This is a genomic window from Kribbella sp. NPDC055071 (assembly GCF_053608045.1).
The window spans coordinates 91397-110487 of the sequence record NZ_JBSGUS010000007.1 but is presented as its reverse complement, the minus strand read 5'-3'; the positions used below and the strand labels follow the sequence as shown (position 1 = coordinate 110487).

Sequence of the window (19091 nt, the reverse complement as noted above, 5' to 3'; positions counted from 1 at the left end):
ACCGTCATCCCCCGCGCGCATGCAGATGACCGCCGGATGACCTGCGGATGACAGAGCCGTCATGCGGCCCGCCGGATCCACCGGACGGCCAGATGATCACCCACAGATGTCCAGGCACCAGGCGGTGGCCTGCCCAGGTCGTGCCGCCGGGAGGGTGGTTCCGATGTCCGCTTCGACCAGCCGTCACGGTCGCTCGTTCCGGATGGTTCACCGAACACGTGCGGTGGTGGCCAGGGTCGCAGTGCTCGGGCTGATCGCGGCCAGCCTCTCCGGGCTGGCGCTGACCCGGACCGCACCGAACGCACAAGCCGCTGCCGCATGTCCCGCGGCCGGTTGCTCGGTCACCATCGACGCGCGCGACTTCCCGACCGGCACGCCACTGGCGAACTTCAACTACATCGTCAACCTGGACAACACCAAGCTGCCGAACGATCCGAAGGCGCTGAACACCGAGAGCAACAGCCCCATCGTTCGCGAAGGCGACCAGACCCGGAACACGGTGACCCTGCCGGCCGGACGGTACCTGATCTCGGTCCGGGCCCTGGATCACAAGATGTGGGGCAAGTACATCAACCTGCCCGCCGACGCGGCGGCGGACGGCACTTTGACCGCCCGCGTCGACCTGACCGTCCAGAGCGACGCGCATCCGCTACCACTGGGCAAGATCCGGGTGTTCGTGTTCCAGGACAACGCCTGGACGAACGGTGCACCGGACACCGAGGAAGGCGGCCTGAGCGGCTTCCAGGTCGGTCTCGAGGAGCAGACGCACAGTGCCGTCACGGTCGACTACAACAACCAGCCGCTCTGTGGTGGCCTGTGCCTGACCAACGGCGACGGTTTCAACCAGATCGACAATCTCGGGCCGGCGACGTACTACATCGACGTCCATCCCCCGGACCGGCCGTGCAACAGCGACCCGAACAGCCGGTGGTACCAGACCACCACGATCGACGGTGGTCTCCAGTTGCTCGCACCGACGGAAGAAGGTGCCGATGGCACGGGGTCGCCCGGCGAGCAGTTGTGGGAGCCGCCGACGGCACGGACCGCCTACTGGTTCGGCTTCGTCTGCGCACCGCAACCGTTCGCGACCGCGGGCACGGGCGAGATCACCGGTACGGCGCGCAACTGGCAGGGCTGGGCCCCGTTCGACCAGTTGACCCTCGGCGAGCCGGTCGCGAACCCGTTCGTGGCCCTGAGCGACAGCACCACCGACACCACCGTGTACATCGGCCAGGGCGACGGTGACGGCAACTTCGACATCCAGAACGTCCCGGCCGGCAGCTACAACCTGTCCATCTGGGACGAGCAGCTGAACTACATCATGCGCATCCTGCCGATCACCGTGACCGCCGGTGGGACGGCCGTCGTCGAGGATCCTGATCCGGTGCGTCCGGACGAGCACGGTGTCGGGGTGTCCCGCTGGTTCGGATGGCTGGACGGCCATGTCTACAAGGATCTGAACGGCAACCAGGTCAGGGATCCCGGCGAGCCGGGGATCGCGAACACCGACATGGACCAGCGCTGGCGCGACGGCTCGATCAAGGAGTCCACCTTCACCGATGCCACCGGCTACTACCAGTACCCGACCGCGGAGGGCGGCCCGCTCGGCCGCTGGATCGTCAACGAGCAGGGCTTCGCGCGCTTCGGGGTCAGTGGCGCGGCCCAGCACGACGAGTGGGACTCGAGCGTGGTGACGCCGATCCCGACCGACCTGGGTGGCGCGCTGCTCACCAACCAACTGCTGACCGAGGGCCATCGCGCCACCGTCGACTGGGGCAAGACCGACTACCCGGCGGGTACGCCGGGACAGATCGTCGGCATCACCTACTTCTCCACCACCCGGAACGAGTTCGACGCCCGCTTCCAGGCGCACGAGGACTACGAGCCGGCCATCCCCGACGTCACCGTCTACCTGGAGACGCGCGGTCCGGACGGACTGCCGAACACGGCCGACGACGTGGTGGTGAACAAATACGTGACCGATCACTGGGTCCAGCCCAGTGGTACGCCGCCGCCCGCCGATCCGGCGACGTACGCGCCGGGATGTTCGGTCCGGGACGCGACCGGCGCGGACATCAGTGCCCAGCTGAATCCCGACATCGGGCCGAACTGTCTGGAGGTCCCGATCACCGGTGCACAGACCAAGGACGGTGCCTTCGACGGCGGGTATGCGTTTGCGGACTACTGCCCGAACGGTTACGACCTGACGGCCGACAACGGCACCTGCACCGGCAACACCCAGCCGGTCGCGCTGACCGCCGGTACCTACATCACCCACGTGGTGATGCCGACGGACAGCACCGACGCGCGCGCGTGCAACCCGGTCGGCGCAGCGCAGCAGGTCAGCCACGCCAAGGGTTCGCTGCCGGGCGACGGCAGCGGTTGCCTCTACCGCCCGGTCCGCGAAGAAGACGTGAACGTTGACCTCGGCAACCACTTCACCCCGGCGATCCCGCCGCCGCCGTGCACCGGTGACGACCACGTGATCGACCAGTCGACATTGGTGGTCCGGAGCAACTACTTCGGCGTACCCGGTGCGCACGCACCGCTGTGTGACAAGCGACTGGTCGTCCTGCAGAACAGCCAGAACGCCAACGCCGACTTCAACCTGATGACCAACTTCCGCACCGACCCCAACGGCGCGGACGCGACCGACACCCGCACGGGTGACGTCGCCGAGCCCGGGCGTCTGGCCGGCCAGGTCTTCAACGACATCTACTTCGAGCGTGACCCGCAATCACCGTGGTACGGCGAACCGCGGCCGATCGGCAACATCCCGGTCGGTATCTACGCCCGGGTCGACACCGCGGGCCCCGGCGGGAACGTGAACCTGCCGTACGACGCCAACAACTGGCGCCTCCTCACCACAGTCACGACCAGCCCGGACGGATCCTTCGAGGCCCTGGTCCCGTCGACCGAGACACTCAACTGCCCGATTCCGCAGGGACCGTGCCCAGGCATGTACCTGGTCAAGGTCGACGACCCGGGCTCGAAGACCGCGCCGAACCCCGGCTACAACCCGAACTTGCTGACGGCAACGACTCCGGCCGAGGCGTGGCCGGGTCTGACCACGCAGCTCGATTTGCCGCTGGACCCGATCTCGGGCACCGGCTGTGAGGACCCCGCCGTACCGGCGCGGCCCGAGCTGCTGCAGGTCGACACCCCGGTCCGGACGGCCGGTCAGGTGATGACGATCCAGGCCGATTTCATCGGCGCCCAGGGCACGGCCACCGGCGCGACCGGGGTCCGGGCGACCCTGACCGACGACCGCACCGGGACGTCCGTCACGCTGACCCGGGCGAACGGCGGAATCGTCAGCTGGACTCCAGGTACGTCGGGGACCACCGGCGTACCCGATCGGGTCCAGATCCGCATCCCGGCGTTCAGCGCACTCTTCCCACCGGGTCCCAAACAGCTGACCCTGACAACCTCGAACGCCAACGGCGCGGTGCCGACGGTGAACGGTCTCACCGTCCACGTGACGGGAACGTCCGGCGGCGTCAGCTACAACCCGAACGTCGTGAACGTCGCCGCCCCGACCCTCACCGGCCACCAGTTGCAGGCGGCCATCGACGCGGCACCCGCCCGCAGCCTGCTGGTGCTGAAGGCCGGCACCTACAACGAGAACGTCGTGGTCTGGAAGCCGCTGAAGATCCAGGGCGTCGGCCCGGGCGGCATCATCGGCGCGCACGAGTTCCAGGCCCGCGACCCGGAGGACCCGCGGTTCCACGTCCTCGGCTCGGTCGTCGACGGCCGCTACTTCCAGCAGAACGCGACCGCGTACGACGCCACCGTCGCGGCGCACGCTCCGTACGTCGACGCCGCCCACCCGGTCCTGCGGGGCGCCGATGTCACTGTGGTGGCGAAGACGGCGACGGCGTACGACCTCGCGGGGACGACGACCGCGGTCAACCAGACGCAGTTCAACCGGTCCCGGATCGACGGTGTCGCGCTGATGACCGGTGGGTCGGGCGAGGGTGCCGGCGGCATCCAGCTGCAGGCCTCGATCAACAACGAGCAGCTCACCAACAACGTGTTGGAGAACAACGCCGGTGTCGTCAGCGGCGGGATCGGAATCGGCCAGCCGTTCGACCACGCCAGCCACAACTTCGACGTGAAGGTGGCGAACAACCGGCTGCTCGGCAACGGCGGCCTGACGCAGGCCGGTGGCCTGGGAATCTTCTACGGCTCGAACAACTACGAGGTGGCCGGCAACATCGTCTGCTCGAACTTCAGCGTCAACTACGGCGCCGGCATCTCCCACATCGGCCTCAGCCCGAACGGGAACATCCACGAGAACCAGATCTACTACAACGACTCGGTCGACTCCGGCGCGGGCGTCGCGATCGAGTCCGAGTTGCCGGTCGGCGGCGGGTCGCTCGGCGACGGTACCGGTCAGGTGTCGCTGGACAAGAACCTGATCCAGAGCAACTACTCCGGTGACGACGGTGGCGGCGTCTTCGTGCTCGATGCGCTGAACGCCGTGATCAACATCCGCGACAACCAGATCGTCGACAACGGATCGGCGGACATCGGCGGCGCGATGATGCTGGACGACTCGTCCAACGTGCGCATCATCAACAACACCGTGGCGAACAACGTGTCCACCGCATCCTCGGAGAACTCCGCGATCGGCGAGCCGCACTCGGCCGGACTGGCTGCCGAGGGCAACGACCCGCTCTGGCAGAGCGATGCCCGCTACCTCGCGCAGTACCCGAATGCCGCGACCCGGCCGGACTTCGCCCGCCCGGTCGCCCAGTTCAACGACATCTTCTGGAACAACACGGCGTTCACGTTGAGCGGGTTCGGCCCGGGCGCGACGCTGGTCAACCAGGGCACGATCGACTTCGAGGTGCACGGCACCACGAACAACGCCGACACCTTCGTGCCGCGGTACTCCGATCTCACCAACGGCCAGATCCTCGGACCGAACGGCGTACAACACGCTGTGCCCGCCGGCCAGGGCAACACCATCGGCGCCGACCCGGCGTTCGTCACGCCGTTCACGCTGGAGCTGACGGTGTCGGGGTCCCGGCTCGATCCGCAGACCGCGGCCGTCACCATCACCGGCGCCGATCCGCCGGTCGGGCTGACCGGGGACTACCACCTGCTGGCCACGAGCCCCCTGCTGGACCGCGGTGTCCGGTGCTCGAACACTGCCTTCCCGACACCAGTCACGGCACTCAACCCGTGTTCCGCGGGTGCGGTGCAGGCTCCGAGCGGAATGCCCAGCCAGCTCGCGGCGGCGAACGGCCTGGGCGACTACGACAACCAGTACCGGCCACAGCTGCGCACCCTCCGAGTACTCACCCCCTGGGACCTGGGTGCGGACGAGCTGCCAGGCATCCCGGTGCCGTTGCCATGAGCACCTATCAGCCTCGGCAGGAGGACACGATGGAACCGCACCCGACCGGCGTCGGACGCCGGGACTTCCTCAAGGCCACCGGCCTGGGTGCGCTGGGCACCCTCGCTCTCGGCGGAATCGGGGCCGGCCTGGTCCGGGGGACCGACGCTGCCGCGGCGGCCACGACCACGTTCGCACTGGCCGCCACGGACGGGTACATCACCGTTCCCGGCCGCGAGGACGACCCGCTGTACATCTTCGGGTTCATCCCGGTCAGCCCGACTGCCACGGTCGACCAGCTCGTCACGCAGTACAAGGGCCATGCCCGTACGAGCGCGCCGACGCTGGACGTCAAGCAGGGCGACGACGTGAAGATCACGCTGACCAACCTCGGCCTGGTCCAGCGGCCGGACCTGGTCGATTCGCACACCGTGCACTGGCACGGCTTCGACGTACCGTCGCCGCTGAACGACGGCGTTCCCGAAGTGTCCGTCGCGGTACCGATCGGCAAGCAGCTGACGTACTTCTACCGCCCGCATCGCGAAGGTACCTACATGTACCACTGTCACTTCGAGGACGTGGAGCACGTGCAGATGGGGATGACCGGCATCGTCTTCGTCCGGCCGATCCAGGACGGCACGACGGTCGGCGGGTTCTCGCGGTTCGCCTACAACGACGGGGACGGCTCGACCGGCTATCACCGGCACTTCGCCATCCTGCTGAACGAATACTGGCGGGACTTCCACGACGGCGACCGCGACATCCAGGAGTCCATCGCCACCGACTACGAGCCGCAGTGGTTCGTCCTGAACGGCCGTTGCTATCCGCAGACCACGCTGCCGAACGACGATCCGTCGTTGCCGGCATCGTTGCGGATCGCGACGCCCAATGCGAATTACGACGATGCGCCCGACTACAGCCTGCCGAACTCCGCGCTGATCCAGGTCAATCCCGGCGACCGCGTTCTGCTCCGGCTGGCGAACCTGGGCTACCAGCAGCACGCGATGCAGCTCCCGGGGATCCCGATGCACGTGGTCGGACAGGATGCGTCGCTGCTGCGCAACGGCAGCACGGACACGTCGTACTGGACGAACACGCTGTACATCGGTCCTGGCGAGGCCAGGGACGTGCTTTTCGACGCTCCGGCCTACTCCGCGGTCAGGCCGTCCGGGACCGATGGGCGCGGCAGCTACAACGTCTACTACTTCAAGAACCGCGACTGGCGCAGGTTGTCCAGCCTCGGCGCACCCGGCCCGAGCGGAATGATGACCGAGGTACGGGTGTATCAGAGCCCGTTGCCCGCGCAGACCGTCGTGAGCCAGACCTATGTCTGAGCAGGAGGCGACGATGACACGCAGTACCTTGGCACGGATCCGCCGGTCGATGGCCGGTCTGGCGCTTGCCGCCGGCCTCCTGGTCCCGCTCGCGTCCCTCACCGCGAGTGCGCAGTCCGAAGCCGTCCCGCCGACCGGCATGATCTGTACGGCGGGCACGGTGGCCGGCTCGACCAGAACCTTCGACCTGGTCGCGTCCGCGGGCACGATCGACACCCCGGACGGCAACAGCGTCTTCATGTGGAGCTACTCGCCCGCCGGCGGGCACTTCCAGAGTCCCGGACCGGTGCTGTGCGCGACGCAGGGCCAGACCGTGGTCGTGACCCTGCACAACAACTTGCCTGAGGCAACGTCCATCGTCTTCCCGGGCCAGGACGGCACGGTGACCGCGACCGGCGGCGCCCCCGGTCTGCTGACCACCGAGGCAGCTCCGGGTGGGAATGTCAGCTACTCGTTCACCGCCGGGCAGCCCGGCACCTACCTGTACGAGAGCGGATCGGACGTCGCCAAGCAACTCGAGATGGGTCTGGCCGGCGCACTGATCGTCCGCCCGTCCGTCGGCGACGACTACGCGTACGGCGATGCGGCGACGCAGTTCGCCCCCGGCCGCGAGTACCTGCTGCTGCTCAGCGACATCGACCCGGACCTGCACCACGCGGTCGAGGTCGGCAGCACGTACGACGTGAACACCTTGCGGAACCGGTACTTCGCCATCAACGGCCGCGAGTTCCCCGACACGATCCAGGACAACGGGTCGGCCCTGCTACCGAACCAGCCGTACGGCGCCTTGGTCCGGCTCCAGCCGAACTCGCCCGCCGACAACCGTCCGGCGCTGATCCGGATGATCAACGTCGGTGCGGTCAACCACCCGTTCCACCCGCACGGAAACCACACCCGGCAGATCGCGCAGGACGGCCGGCTGGTCGCGTCCACCGAGCACTTCGGTGAGACGATCGGATCCGGCCAGACCGAGGACTTCCTGCTCCGCTGGGACGACGCGGACAACTGGAACCCGACCACGAACCCGCTGCCGGTGGCGCAACCGAACTACCGCAACCTGTTCTTCAAGGACGGCAACACCTGGTACAGCGGGTCGCCGTACCTCGGCTACAAGGGCACCCTGCCGGTCGGAACCAGCTCGCAGAACGCCTGCGGTGAGTGGTACTTCCCGCTGCACAGCCACGCACTGAACGAGTTCACCAACTTCGACCAGGGCTTCGGCGGTATGGGCACACTGCTCCGCGTCGATCCGGCCGGCGGATGCTTCGGCTCGCCGACCGCGACCTCGCTGATCGGCGGCACCCTGAAATCGGGCGCGGTCACCGCACTCGGCCAGTCCGACGGGGTCTACTACCAGATCAACCCGAAGACGACCACGCGCCCGACCGCGACCACTACCGCCCAGACGTCCATCACAGTCGCCTCGGCCGCCGGATTCCCCACCACCGGCCCGTACTTCGTCCGCATCGACAACGAAGTGCTGCAGGTGACCGGCGGCCAAGGCAGCACGACGTGGACCGTCGCGCGTGGTCAGCTCGGAACTTCCGCCGCGACCCACACCGCCGGCGCAGTGGTGACCGCCCTGGCGACGGACTGGTACGGCGCGTTCGGCGGCGTACCGGCCGGGAGCCAGAACCTCAAGGTGCTCTACCAGGGCCGCAACTGCGGTGTTACCACCGCGGCCACCTGCCCGGCGACCACGACCAACCTCCCGCAGCAGACGGTCAAGATTTGCAACTGGACGATCGCGGGCGCGGCAGGTTGCAGCACAGCCACCTCCGCCGGTTGGACGACGCTGCCGGCGCCACCCACACAGCCACTGGCTGTCGGCTCCACCGACGTCAGTTCGACCTGGACCCTGCCGGGTCCGGCCAACGCGTACATCGGCACCGGCTCGTACACGGGCCAGCTCCGGGTGCTCGTCCACACCCAGCGGTACACCGCACCCGCTCCGGCCACGTTCTCGACCTGGGGCGACCTGATGAAGATCGTGTACGACGCACCATGACCGGGCACGAGTGGCAAAGGAGAGCGGCGATGCGTACATCCGTCCACCGCGGGGCCCGGGTCCTGCTGGTGCTCCTGCTGGCCGTGTTCGGCCTGACCTGTGTGGTTGGCTCGGCCACTGCGGCGACCGTCGCGATCGAGCTCTGCGCCGTACCCGGGACGGCTCCGCTTCCCGGCGGCGGCACGGTGCCGATCTGGGGCTTCGGTACGCCCACGACCCCGGGCAACTGCGCTACTGCGGTCGCGGGCCTGCCCGGGCCGAGGCTCGAGGCGACACAAGGCGACCTGGTCACGATCACGGTCCGGAACGCCTTGCCTGCCGGGCATGTGGTGTCGTTCGAGATCCCTGGGGTGACGTTCGATCCCGGGCCGAGCGACGCCGCACCGGGTACGGCGGTGAGCAGGACCTTCACCGCACAGCCCGGAACCTACCTGTACCAGAGCGGCGGCGACGCCGGCCGACAGGAGGCTATGGGACTGTCCGGTGCCTTGCTGGTGCGCACAACCACTGCCAACCAGGCGTATGCCTCCGCGACGACGGCGTACGACGTCGAGGCCGTGCTGGTCCTGATGGCGGTCGATCCGGCCTTCAACGCCGCGCCGGAGACATTCGATCTGCAGAACTTCAGAGCGACCTACTGGCTGGTCAACGGCAACGCCTACCCGACGGTCCCGTCGATCACCGCCGCCGCGGGTCAACGGGTGCTGCTGCGGTACCTCAACGCCGGCTACGACAACACGTCGATGACTTTACTCGGTGCACACCAGCAGGTGGTCGCCCGTGACGCGAGGCTGTTGACGAACCCGTTCAGCGCCAGCACGGAGACGATCGCAGCCGGTGCGACCGAAGACACCGTTGTGGTCGTGCCTGCGGGGAGTCCGCCGAGTACCCACGGCTTCCCGATCTTCAACCGTCAACTCCACCTGACCGGCGGACCTCAGACCGGCACCTCGCCGACACCACTGACCGGTGGCGGCATGCTGGTCTTCATCCAGCCATGAGCAGAAAACCTCGCCTGACCAGGGTTTTGGGTGTTCTGACCGGTATCGCCGTGGTGGCTGGTGGGCTGACTGTCTGGCTGCTCTACAGCGCCCGGAGCGATCAGTCCGCGGCAGCGCCCGCGCCCGTCGCCCAGATCGCCTGGGGACGGACGCCGGTTGATGCGGACGGTCTCGCGCAACGCAGCGGCGTACGCATCACCCGGGTGGCGGTGACGGGGGCCGGTGGGCTGATCGACCTGCGGTTCCAGGTCCTGGATCCCAACCGGGCGAACACCCTGCACGACGCGGCGACGCCGCCGGCTATCGTCGACGAAGCCACCGGGCTCGTGGTGCGCGACCTGCTGATGAGCCATGCGCACACGGGCAAGTACACGGCGGGGGAGACCTACTACCTGGTGTTCGAGAACCCCGGCAACTGGATCAGACGTGGCGCGCAGGTCACGGTGTTGCTCGGCCAGGCGCAGGTGGAACACGTCGTCGTTCGTTGAGCGTCAGCGGGTGTGCGGAATGCTGAGGACGAACCGGGCTCCACCGTCCTGACTGGATGTGGCCAGTAGCGTGCCGCCGTGTGCCTCCGCGACGGCGCGCGCCATCGGCAGACCGAGGCCGCTGCCCATCGGTCCGTGCTCCGGCCGGCGATGCCAGAACCGGTCGAACACGAACGGCAGGTCGTCGGTCTCGATCCCCGGCCCGGAGTCCTCGACGGTGATCGCGGTGCGCGCGGGCGACGACGTACAACCGAGCCGGATCGTGTCACCGGAGGCGGTGAAGTGCACGGCGTTCTCGACGAGTGCATCGAGCGCGAGCTCGACCCAGTCCGGATCGATCCGCGCCTGTCCGGTCGGACCACAACCGACCAGCCACACCCGGTCGGTGTTCGCGGTCCAGTTCCGGCCGATCTCGGCGACCAGCGTGGCGACGTCGGTCGGCCTGCGGTCCAGCTCCTCACCGGCGTCGAGGCGGGCCAGCGCGAGCAGCCGGTTGGACAACGCCGACATCCGGTCCAGCTGCCGCAGCGACACCTCGACGTGCGGTCGGGCGACAGCGGTCGTCGGCGCGGTCCCGGCCAGCTCGAGGTGACCCCGGGCGATCGTGATCGGCGTCCGGATCGCATGCGAGCTGTCGCGGAGGAATCCGCGCTCACGTTCCAGGCTGGCCCGGCGCTGGTCGGCCATCTGTTCCACCTGCCGCAGCGCCGCGATCCGGCGTCGGGCGTGCCACACCATCGCGACGAACAGCGCCGGCATCAACGGGACCTCGGCGAGTTCGGCCCGGTCGATCACGCCGTCCACGACCCGGTCGGTCAGGATCCACCCGGTCACGCCGGTCACGGCCAGCGCCACCAGCAGCGTCGGCCACAGTGGCCAGACCCGGAACCCGTACACGATGGTGAGACTGAGGAACAGGAAGTGGTACGGAATCGTCTCCTCACCCGGCAGGCGAATCATCAGCACAAGCATGGCCAGCATGAAGACAGCCAGCAGGCTGTCGGTGATCTGCCCGCTGCTCAGCTGGACGCGGCGCGCGCCGGACCCAGCCGGCACCGCCGGCGCCTCGTCACGCTGTTTGTAGCTGATAGCCGACATTGCGCACCGTCCGGATGACATCGCTGCGAAGCCTGGATCGGAGCCGGCCGACGCACACATCGACCAGGTTCGTCGCCGGGTCGAAGTCGTAGCCCCACACCTCCGACAGCAGCTCCTGCCGGGAGCACACGGTGTCCGGGTTGCGCATGAGGTGCTGGAGCAGCAGGAACTCTCGCTGCGGCAGCTCGGCGGTCCGCTCACCGACCTGCAGCCGCCTCGTCCGGGTGTCGAGGACGATTTCACCCACGCGCAGAACCTCCGGCAACCAGGCCGCACCGGCGAGCACCGGAGACAACAGCCGCGAGCGGACCCGGGCGAGCAACTCTCGGACCACGAACGGTTTGGACAGGAAGTCGACCGCGCCCTGCTCGAGGCACGAGACCCGTACCCCTCGGTCCTCGGTCGCGGACAGCACGAGGATCCGGGTGGTCCGGTCGTGCGTCAGCAACGCGGTGAGCACCGCCTGACCGTCGAGTCCCGGCATCAGGAGATCCAGGATCACCAGATCGGGTTTGGTGGTCAGAGCGAGCCGTAGGCCCTCCGTCCCGTCCGTGGCCGTGAGGACGTGAAAACCTTCCGCTTCCAGCGCACTGCGGACGAACCCGAGCAGGTCGGGTTCGTCGTCGACAACGAGAATCCTGGTCATCGAACCCCCTCGAGGCCGTGCGGCCTACCCCCGGGACACGGCCTGCCCGGCCCCCACCGATCCGTGACCCATCGACATTGTCGGACGACCGAGTACCGGACGGAAGAGGTGAGCGCTTTCCGCCGAGCCGAGCCGCACCCCGGCCCGGCCGGGCTGCGGATGACAGTCCTGTCATACCTGCTCAGCGCTGTTCCCCGCGCCTGCGCCTCGGCGTACCTTGCCAGCGTCCCGAAGGATTGTCCCTGGTCCCGGAAGCGCCTCGCGATGCCCCGCTACCGAGTGTCAGCGCGTGTCCACGGCTTGCTGTCCCGGAGCGCCTGGTTTCTGTGGTACGTCGCTGTCCTGCTCATCCCGCTGTTCCTCACCTGGCAGGTGATCACGCCGGACACCGCCCCCGGCGAGGCGGTCACCCTCAGCGCCGGGCTGGTCGGGTACTCGGCTCTGGTGGTGGCGGTCGCGCTACCGGCCCGGTTGCCGTGGCTGATCGCGAGCTTCGGGATCGAGACCGTACTCTCGGTCCACCGGCTGATCGCGCTGGTCGCGGTCGGGCTGGTGCTGGTGCACCTGGTCGCGGTTCTGATCGTCGATCCGCGCGGCCTGTCGATCCTCGATCTCGCGCACACCACGATGGCCGCGCGGGCAGCTGTCACGGCGACGGTCGCGCTGGTGTTGGTCGTCGTACTGGCACTACGCCGTCCGGGTCGCCAGCCGCGGTACGAGGGGTGGCGACTCGTGCACAACGGGCTGGTCGCGATCGTCGTGATCACCGCGTGGCTGCACGTCTGGTGGCTGCGGCACCTCGTTTCGCACGTCCTGGTGGCGGCCTGGTTTGTTGCGACCGGCTTGTTGCTGGTCGGCCTGGCCGCGCGTCGCTGGATCTGGCTGCCGATGCGCGCCGGGAGATTCGCGTACGTCGTGAACTCGGTGCGACTCGTACCCGGCGACGGTGTGACGCTGGTGATCCAGGCCGACGGTCACCCCGGTCTGCCGTTCGAGGCGGGTCAGTTCGTCTGGCTGAAGATCGGGTCGACGCCGTTCGTGTTCGAGGAACATCCGTTCAGCATCGCGTCGTCCGCGGAGCACCCGGACCGGATGGAGTTCACGATCAAGGCGCTGGGCGACTTCACCGAGTTGCTGGGGGCGCTGCGGCCCGGGCGCCGGGTCTTTCTGGACGGGCCGTACGGCGGATTCACCATCGAGGGACTCCAGGACGTGCCCGGATTCGTGTTCATCGCGGCCGGTGTCGGCATCACGCCGCTGCTGAGCATGCTGCGCACTCTCGCGGATCGGTCCGACCGGCGCCGGGTCTGGCTGATCGTCTCCGCCCGCACCCAGCGTGACCTGATGCTGGTGCCCGAGGTGGAAGAGCTCCGGGCGCGGATGAACCTCAAGGTGATCGAGGTGGTCAGCGCCCCCGAACCAGGATGGACCGGCCAGGTCGGGCGGATCGGCCAGAATCTGCTCCGGCGCAGCCTTCCGCGCCGGCCCCATCGGCTCCACTACTTCGTCTGCGGGCCGACGGCCATGGTCACCTCGGTGAGCCACGACCTCGCCGCACTGGGCGTGCCCCACCGCCGCATTCACACCGAACGCTTCGGTGCCGTCTGACGTCGATGACGGCGAAGTGTCACCGGCGGTCCGATCCGCGGCGGGGTTCGTGAGAGCTGCATGAATCCTTTGTCATCCGCGCCGACCGATGCGTCCGGTGCCGCACTGTTGCCGCACGGCGTGACGTCTCCAGGGCGCACGCGGGTGGGCAAGTGGGGGAGGGGCTGTGACGCGTTACCAGAGATCTGTGCCGCGGCGAGGGTTGCGGATGGTGGTCGGGCTGAGTTTGATCGCGGCGCTGCTGCCGGTGGGGCAGTTGGCCAGGACCGCGGCGCCCGCGAGCGCCGCCGGTCCGGGCAGCCTGACTTTGCAGGTGGCCAGTGCCCGGTCGGTGAATACCGGCCCCGGATTCGTGCACGAGAACGATCCGGTGTTGCACTACAAGTGGCTGATCAATGTCGACGACACCGGAGACCCCGGCACGCGGGCGAACCAGTTGACCGATCGATGCCTGCCCGCGACCGCGCCTGGTGGTTCGTCCGATCCGAACTACGCGGACACCTGCCCGTGGCCGTCGACCCGGCCGACCTCCGGCTTCGCGCCGATCGTTGCCCAGGGCACCGAAGCGGATCTGAACGACAGTACGGCGCTGGGCAACCTGCCGCCCGGCAAGTACCTGATCTCCGTCACCGCGGACGGGTTCAAGATCGACGGCAGCCACTTCACCATCACGTCCGGAGCGACCACGCACGCGGTGGTCCGGATGAATCCGACCCCATTGCCGCTCACCACGCTGCGGCTGCAGGTCTTCAACGACAACGTCCCGGTCGACGCGACGTACGAGGCCGACGCCGAGCAGGGCCTGGCCGGCTTCACCGCCACCCTGTCCGATGTCATGGGCCTCGTCAGTACCGACTACTACGGCAACGCGCTGTGCACGGTCTACCAGCACGCGAACGCCAACGGCAGCGGTCCAATGCTGTTCGACGCAGACAACAAGCCGATCGTCGACACCGCCCGGACGACCGGCAAGTGCGTCAGCGACGCCACTGGTCAGATCGTGATTCCGAACCTCGGGCCGAACCGCTATGCCGCGACGGTCGCGCCACCCGCGGGACAGACCAGCCAGTGGGTCCAGACGACAACGCTGGAAGGCGGTCACGACCACGACATCTGGCAGCAGGAGGGTGAGACCGGCTTCGACACCGAGCAGTTGCGCGGCGCGGAGCTGGTGTCCGCGGTCCAGTTCGGCTTCGTCCGGACGCAGGCCCTCACCCCGCCGGCGGGTACGCCGCCGACCGGCGAGATCAAGGGTGTTGTGATCGCCGGTCTGTCGTATGTGGGTGGCCAGAACGGCCAGGTCGCCGAACCGGGCGGGTTCGCCGGCGCGAAGTCCGACGGCCCGATCCCGTATGCCTGGCTGGCGTTGTCCGACCTCGACGCCGGTGACGTTTCCGTGTATGTCGGTCGCGCCGCGGCCGACGGCAGTTTCGACATCAAGAACGTGCCCGACGGCACCTACCAGCTGAGCATGTGGGACGACGCCCAGGACTACATCCTGTGGAGTTTCAACGTCGAGGTGCACAACGGTGACGTGACCGATGTCGGCAACAAGATGCTGGTCGGCTGGTTCACGCACGTCACCGGCTCGGTGTTCGTCGATGCCAACGGCAACGGCAAGCGGGACACCGGTGAGCGTGCGGTGCCGGGATTCGGTCTGACCGTTCGGGAGCGGGACAACTCGCTGATGGACCAGGCCACCAACACCACCACGACCGATGCCAGCGGCAACTACGACGTCCGGGAGACCTACCCGATGGGCAAGTGGCTCATCCTGGAAGGGTTCAACACCCGGTACAAGACCACCGGCATCACCTACCAGGCGGCCAACGAGCCCAAGGCAACGACCCAGCTGGGCAGCCTGGTCGACATCAACTTCCTGCCGATCATCGGTCTCCGCGGCCGGATCGACTGGGGTGTGCAGCCCTACGATCCCGGCACCAACGGCGGCATCGTCGGCACGGTCACGTACGACACCACCCGCAACGAACTCGACCCGGCCAAGGCCGCGACCGAGCCGTACCAGCCAGGCATCCCGGGGATTCCGGTGCGGCTGTACGTACCGAAGGCGTGTACCGACACCACCCCGACCGAGCTCTGCCGGCAGGGCTACGAGACTGAGCCCAAGCAGATTTCCGACGGCAACGGTGGCCTGGTCGACAATCCGCAGTACGGCGCGTTCGTGAAGGGGCCTGAGGTCCAGGACGCCTACACGTCGGAGGAGTGGGCGCCGCCGCGCGGTTGCACGGCGCGGATGTACAACGGTCAGCTATTGACCGACCAGCAGGCTCTGCCGGCCTTCGGTACGGCGGAGAACCGGCTGTGTGTCGAATCACCCATGCTGGGTGTCGCGGTCGGCGCGAACGACAGCGCCGGCGGCAGCCAGACGGTCAACGGCAACTACGGCTTCACCACCTCGAAGATCAACCTGTATCCGCCGACGGACACGGTGCACAACCCCGACGGGCTCGCGCTGTACGCACCGCTGCCGTCCGGCCAGGAACAGGACCTGCCCGCGCGCGACTACATCGTCTCGGTCGATATCCCGAACGACCCGGTCGACGGCAAGCCGATGTACAAGGTGACGCGGGAAGAGGACGTCAACGTCTTCGACGGTGACTCCTACCTGCCGCAGGAGAACTACCCGCCGGCCACGCCTGCGCAGGCGACCGACCCGGCGGGACCGCCCGACCCGGAGCCGACGCCTCCGGACCAGCCGCCGTCGCAGCAGGCCGGCATCATCTCGCCCTGCGCGGGACCACTGCACACGGTCGACGTGACCAATGAGGCCTTCAACGCCGGCGGCGGCAGCCCGTTCCAGGGCTACGAACGACCGCTGTGCAACGACAAGCTCGTCGGCCTGCGGGCGAACCAAGCGACCGCGCCGAACTTCAACCTGTTCACAGATGTCCCGATCCCCACGCACTTCTGGGGCATCACGCTGAACGACCTCGGGCTGACTCTGGACAAGCGCAGCGTCAACTACGGCGAGGCGCAGGGCCTGCCGTTCGTCCCGGTCGGTCTCTACGACTGGGCCGGCCGTCTGGTCGACACGGTGCACACCGACTTCAACGGCCTGTACGAGGCACTCGAACCGTCGACAAGTACGTACAACTGCCCACTGCCCGCGGGTCCCTGCCCGAACATGTACCGCTTCGTCGGCAACGATCCAGGTCAGCCGGGTGCGCTGAACCCGGACTACAACTCCAGATTCAGGACGATCGCGACCAACTTCCAGGCCTGGCCAGGGCTCTTCACCGTGACCGACGAGGCGCCGACCCAGGTTGCCGCGACGGTACTGGCGCCGGATACGACCACGGTCAACCCGACGATCTGTGATCTCGGATCCACCGTGCCGCAGCTGCTGTCGGTCAGTCGGCCGTACATCCGCCGCGGTGACGCGAACCGGTCCATCACGGTGACCGGCTTCGGCTTCGGTGCCGCCGGCGCCCCCGACCGGGTGACACTCAACGGTACGACGATGACCGTGACGAGCTGGACCGACAAGAGCATCACGTTCACCGTGCCGGTGCTGTTCCCACTCGGTGCGGCCGCCCTCAAGATCACCGGACACAACGGCAAGACGAGCGTGAACGGACTGACTCTGCAGGTGCTCGGGGTCAACATTCCACTGCTCGCCGGAATGAGCGCCAACGATCCGTTGATCGCGGAGGTCGGGCCGACGAAGCCCTACAAGACCGTCCAGGCAGCCCTCGAGGCGGCGACGCCGACGCGGCTGCGCCCGTACTGGCTGGTCGTGGTCTGGCCGAACACCCAGACCAATGCGAACCCGCACGGTGACTACAACGAGAACGTCATCGTGCACCACCAGGTCCGCATCCAAGGCGTCGGCCCGGGCGGCTTCGATTCGGCCGGCACGTGGGTGCCAGGTTCGATCCTGGACGGCTCCGGCTTCAACCTCGACAACCCGAACGGCACTGCCTGGGTGAACCTGCTGAGCAGCTTGACCTACTCGGGCAACCCGGCCGTACCCGACTCGGCTGTGGTCACTGTGCTGGACGATCCGGCCCGCGCCGGGTTCACTCCGGCGACCTGGCCGGTCACGCTCGACGGCCTCAGCATCACCGGTGGCGCGCAGGCCGATATCACCGGCAACGTCAATGTGCTGACCGGAGCGGTGACCACGCCGTACGGCGCGGCAGGTGCTCTGATCACGCAAGGCGGCGGTGTCTACGTGCACTCCAACGTCCGCGGCGTGCAGGTGACCGACAACGTCATCCACGGCAACGGTGGGTCGTACGGTGGCGCCGTCCGGATCGGTACGCCGTACGTCGGTGACAACCGCAACTACGACCCGGTGATCGCGCGGAACCAGATCCGCGACAACGGTGGCACCAACCTGGCCGGCGGCATCGGCCTGTTCACCGGCAGCGACGGGTACCGGGTCGCGGACAACGCACTCTGCGGGAACTTCTCCGCCGAGTACGGCGGCGCGCTCACGGCGTTCGGCTACATGGCCAACCCCGGTGGCAGTACCGGCGGATCGATCACCGGCAACCGGGTCTGGTTCAACGCCTCGTACGACGAGGGCGGCGGCATCATGATCGCGGGCGAGCTGCCGGCCACCCCGACGGCGCTCTCACCGGGCTCCGGTCCGGTCACGATCGACAGCAACATCATCCAGGCCAACCTCGCCAACGACGACGGCGGCGGGATCCGGCTGCTGCAGGTCAGTGGATCGCACATCTCCCGGTCCGATCCGCAGACCATCGCGATCACGAACAACACGATCGCGGACAACATCTCGGCGCACGAGGGCGGCGGTCTCGCGCTGGACGACGCGGTCTTCGTGAACATCGTGAACAACACGATCACGAAGAACCTGACCACGGCCTCGGCCGTGACCAGCAACGGTCAGCCGGCTCCGGCCGGGCTGTCCACCGCGGCCAACAGCGATCCCTTGCAGGCGCGGTTGCGCAACACGACTCTGTTCTCCGGCTCGCAGACTCTGGCGGCCACGGAGTTCAGCAAGCCGACGCTGCTCAACGACGTCTTCTGGGACAACCGGGCCGGCACCTTCAGCGGTGGCTACGTCTACGGCATCGGCGGTCAGCTTCCTGACGGTACGGCGAACTCCGTCGACACCTGGGACATGGGCGCGGCCGATGTGCCGGGGGCGCTGCTGACGCCGACTCACACCGTGTTGCAGGACGTGACCGGGACCGCCCCGGACGCGTCGAACTCCACGGTCGATCCAGGGTTCGTGTCGCCGTACGAGGTGTCGGTGAACATCCTGGCGGTCCGGACGTATCCGGCCTTCCGGGAAGCCGTCGTGGTGGCACAGCTGCTGCCACCGGACCTGATGGGCGACTTCCACCTGGCCACGGCCACGCCGGCCTCGTCGGCGCGCGGACGGGGCGCGGCGAACACCGTGGTCCGGTGGGGAACCACCGCCACCGGGTTCAGTTACACGGTGACCGCGCCGACCCCGGACATCGACGGTCAGCCCCGGCCGACCGTTGTCGGCCTCCTGCGTCGGTACGACGCGGGGTCCGACCAGATGACGCCGTGAGCCGTGCGGCCTGCCGCGCCCCCTCCGCGGC

Annotated in this window: 9 protein-coding genes; 7 read left to right on the top strand and 2 right to left on the bottom strand. The window is 68.1% G+C overall.

What is annotated here, in order from left to right:
• The first annotated feature begins 163 nt into the window (after positions 1-163).
• From ACWF4Z_RS14080 to ACWF4Z_RS14060, 5 genes are read left to right on the top strand one after another with little or no spacing between them, the layout of a single operon-like run.
• Complete coding sequence (locus ACWF4Z_RS14080) at positions 164-5365, top strand: hypothetical protein (RefSeq protein ID WP_452243414.1); 5202 nt, start codon at positions 164-166, stop codon at positions 5363-5365.
• On the top strand, positions 5362-6678 hold the full coding sequence (locus ACWF4Z_RS14075; RefSeq protein ID WP_452243413.1) for a multicopper oxidase domain-containing protein: 1317 nt from the start codon (positions 5362-5364) through the stop codon (positions 6676-6678). Before ACWF4Z_RS14080 ends, ACWF4Z_RS14075 begins: the two co-directional genes overlap by 4 nt.
• A 13-nt stretch (positions 6679-6691) precedes the next feature.
• Positions 6692-8686, top strand: a complete 1995-nt coding sequence (locus ACWF4Z_RS14070; RefSeq protein WP_452243412.1) for a multicopper oxidase domain-containing protein — start codon at positions 6692-6694, stop codon at positions 8684-8686.
• 29 nt (positions 8687-8715) lie between these two features.
• Positions 8716-9687: a multicopper oxidase domain-containing protein gene (locus ACWF4Z_RS14065; RefSeq protein ID WP_452243411.1), complete on the top strand. Its 972-nt coding sequence runs from the start codon at positions 8716-8718 to the stop codon at positions 9685-9687.
• A complete protein-coding gene (locus ACWF4Z_RS14060) occupies positions 9684-10175 on the top strand; it encodes a hypothetical protein (protein ID WP_452243410.1) in 492 nt (163 codons plus the stop codon). Before ACWF4Z_RS14065 ends, ACWF4Z_RS14060 begins: the two co-directional genes overlap by 4 nt.
• Positions 10176-10178: 3 nt before the next feature.
• On the opposite strand, the gene ACWF4Z_RS14055 is transcribed toward ACWF4Z_RS14060, so the two are convergent.
• Positions 10179-11273, bottom strand: coding sequence for a sensor histidine kinase (locus ACWF4Z_RS14055; RefSeq protein ID WP_452243409.1), 1095 nt, complete (start codon positions 11271-11273; stop codon positions 10179-10181).
• On the bottom strand, positions 11245-11919 hold the full coding sequence (locus ACWF4Z_RS14050; RefSeq protein ID WP_452243408.1) for a response regulator transcription factor: 675 nt from the start codon (positions 11917-11919) through the stop codon (positions 11245-11247). Before ACWF4Z_RS14050 ends, ACWF4Z_RS14055 begins: the two co-directional genes overlap by 29 nt.
• Before the next feature lie 108 nt (positions 11920-12027).
• On the opposite strand from ACWF4Z_RS14050, the gene ACWF4Z_RS14045 reads away from it, so the two are divergent.
• Both ACWF4Z_RS14045 and ACWF4Z_RS14040 read left to right on the top strand, forming a co-directional pair.
• On the top strand, positions 12028-13527 hold the full coding sequence (locus ACWF4Z_RS14045) for a ferredoxin reductase family protein (protein ID WP_452243407.1): 1500 nt from the start codon (positions 12028-12030) through the stop codon (positions 13525-13527).
• Between the two features lie 166 nt (positions 13528-13693).
• Positions 13694-19060, top strand: a complete 5367-nt coding sequence (locus tag ACWF4Z_RS14040; protein WP_452243406.1) for a hypothetical protein — start codon at positions 13694-13696, stop codon at positions 19058-19060.
• The last annotated feature ends 31 nt before the right edge of the window (positions 19061-19091 follow it).

Bases quoted from the DNA above. Each gene is read 5' to 3' on its own strand.
- ACWF4Z_RS14080 (WP_452243414.1), top strand. From the start codon at position 164: ATGTCCGCTTCGACCAGCCGTCACGGTCGCTCGTTCCGGATGGTTCAC.
- ACWF4Z_RS14075 (WP_452243413.1), top strand. From the start codon at position 5,362: ATGAGCACCTATCAGCCTCGGCAGGAGGACACGATGGAACCGCACCCG.
- ACWF4Z_RS14070 (WP_452243412.1), top strand. From the start codon at position 6,692: ATGACACGCAGTACCTTGGCACGGATCCGCCGGTCGATGGCCGGTCTG.
- ACWF4Z_RS14065 (WP_452243411.1), top strand. From the start codon at position 8,716: ATGCGTACATCCGTCCACCGCGGGGCCCGGGTCCTGCTGGTGCTCCTG.
- ACWF4Z_RS14060 (WP_452243410.1), top strand. From the start codon at position 9,684: ATGAGCAGAAAACCTCGCCTGACCAGGGTTTTGGGTGTTCTGACCGGT.
- ACWF4Z_RS14055 (WP_452243409.1), bottom strand. From the start codon at position 11,273: ATGTCGGCTATCAGCTACAAACAGCGTGACGAGGCGCCGGCGGTGCCG.
- ACWF4Z_RS14050 (WP_452243408.1), bottom strand. From the start codon at position 11,919: ATGACCAGGATTCTCGTTGTCGACGACGAACCCGACCTGCTCGGGTTC.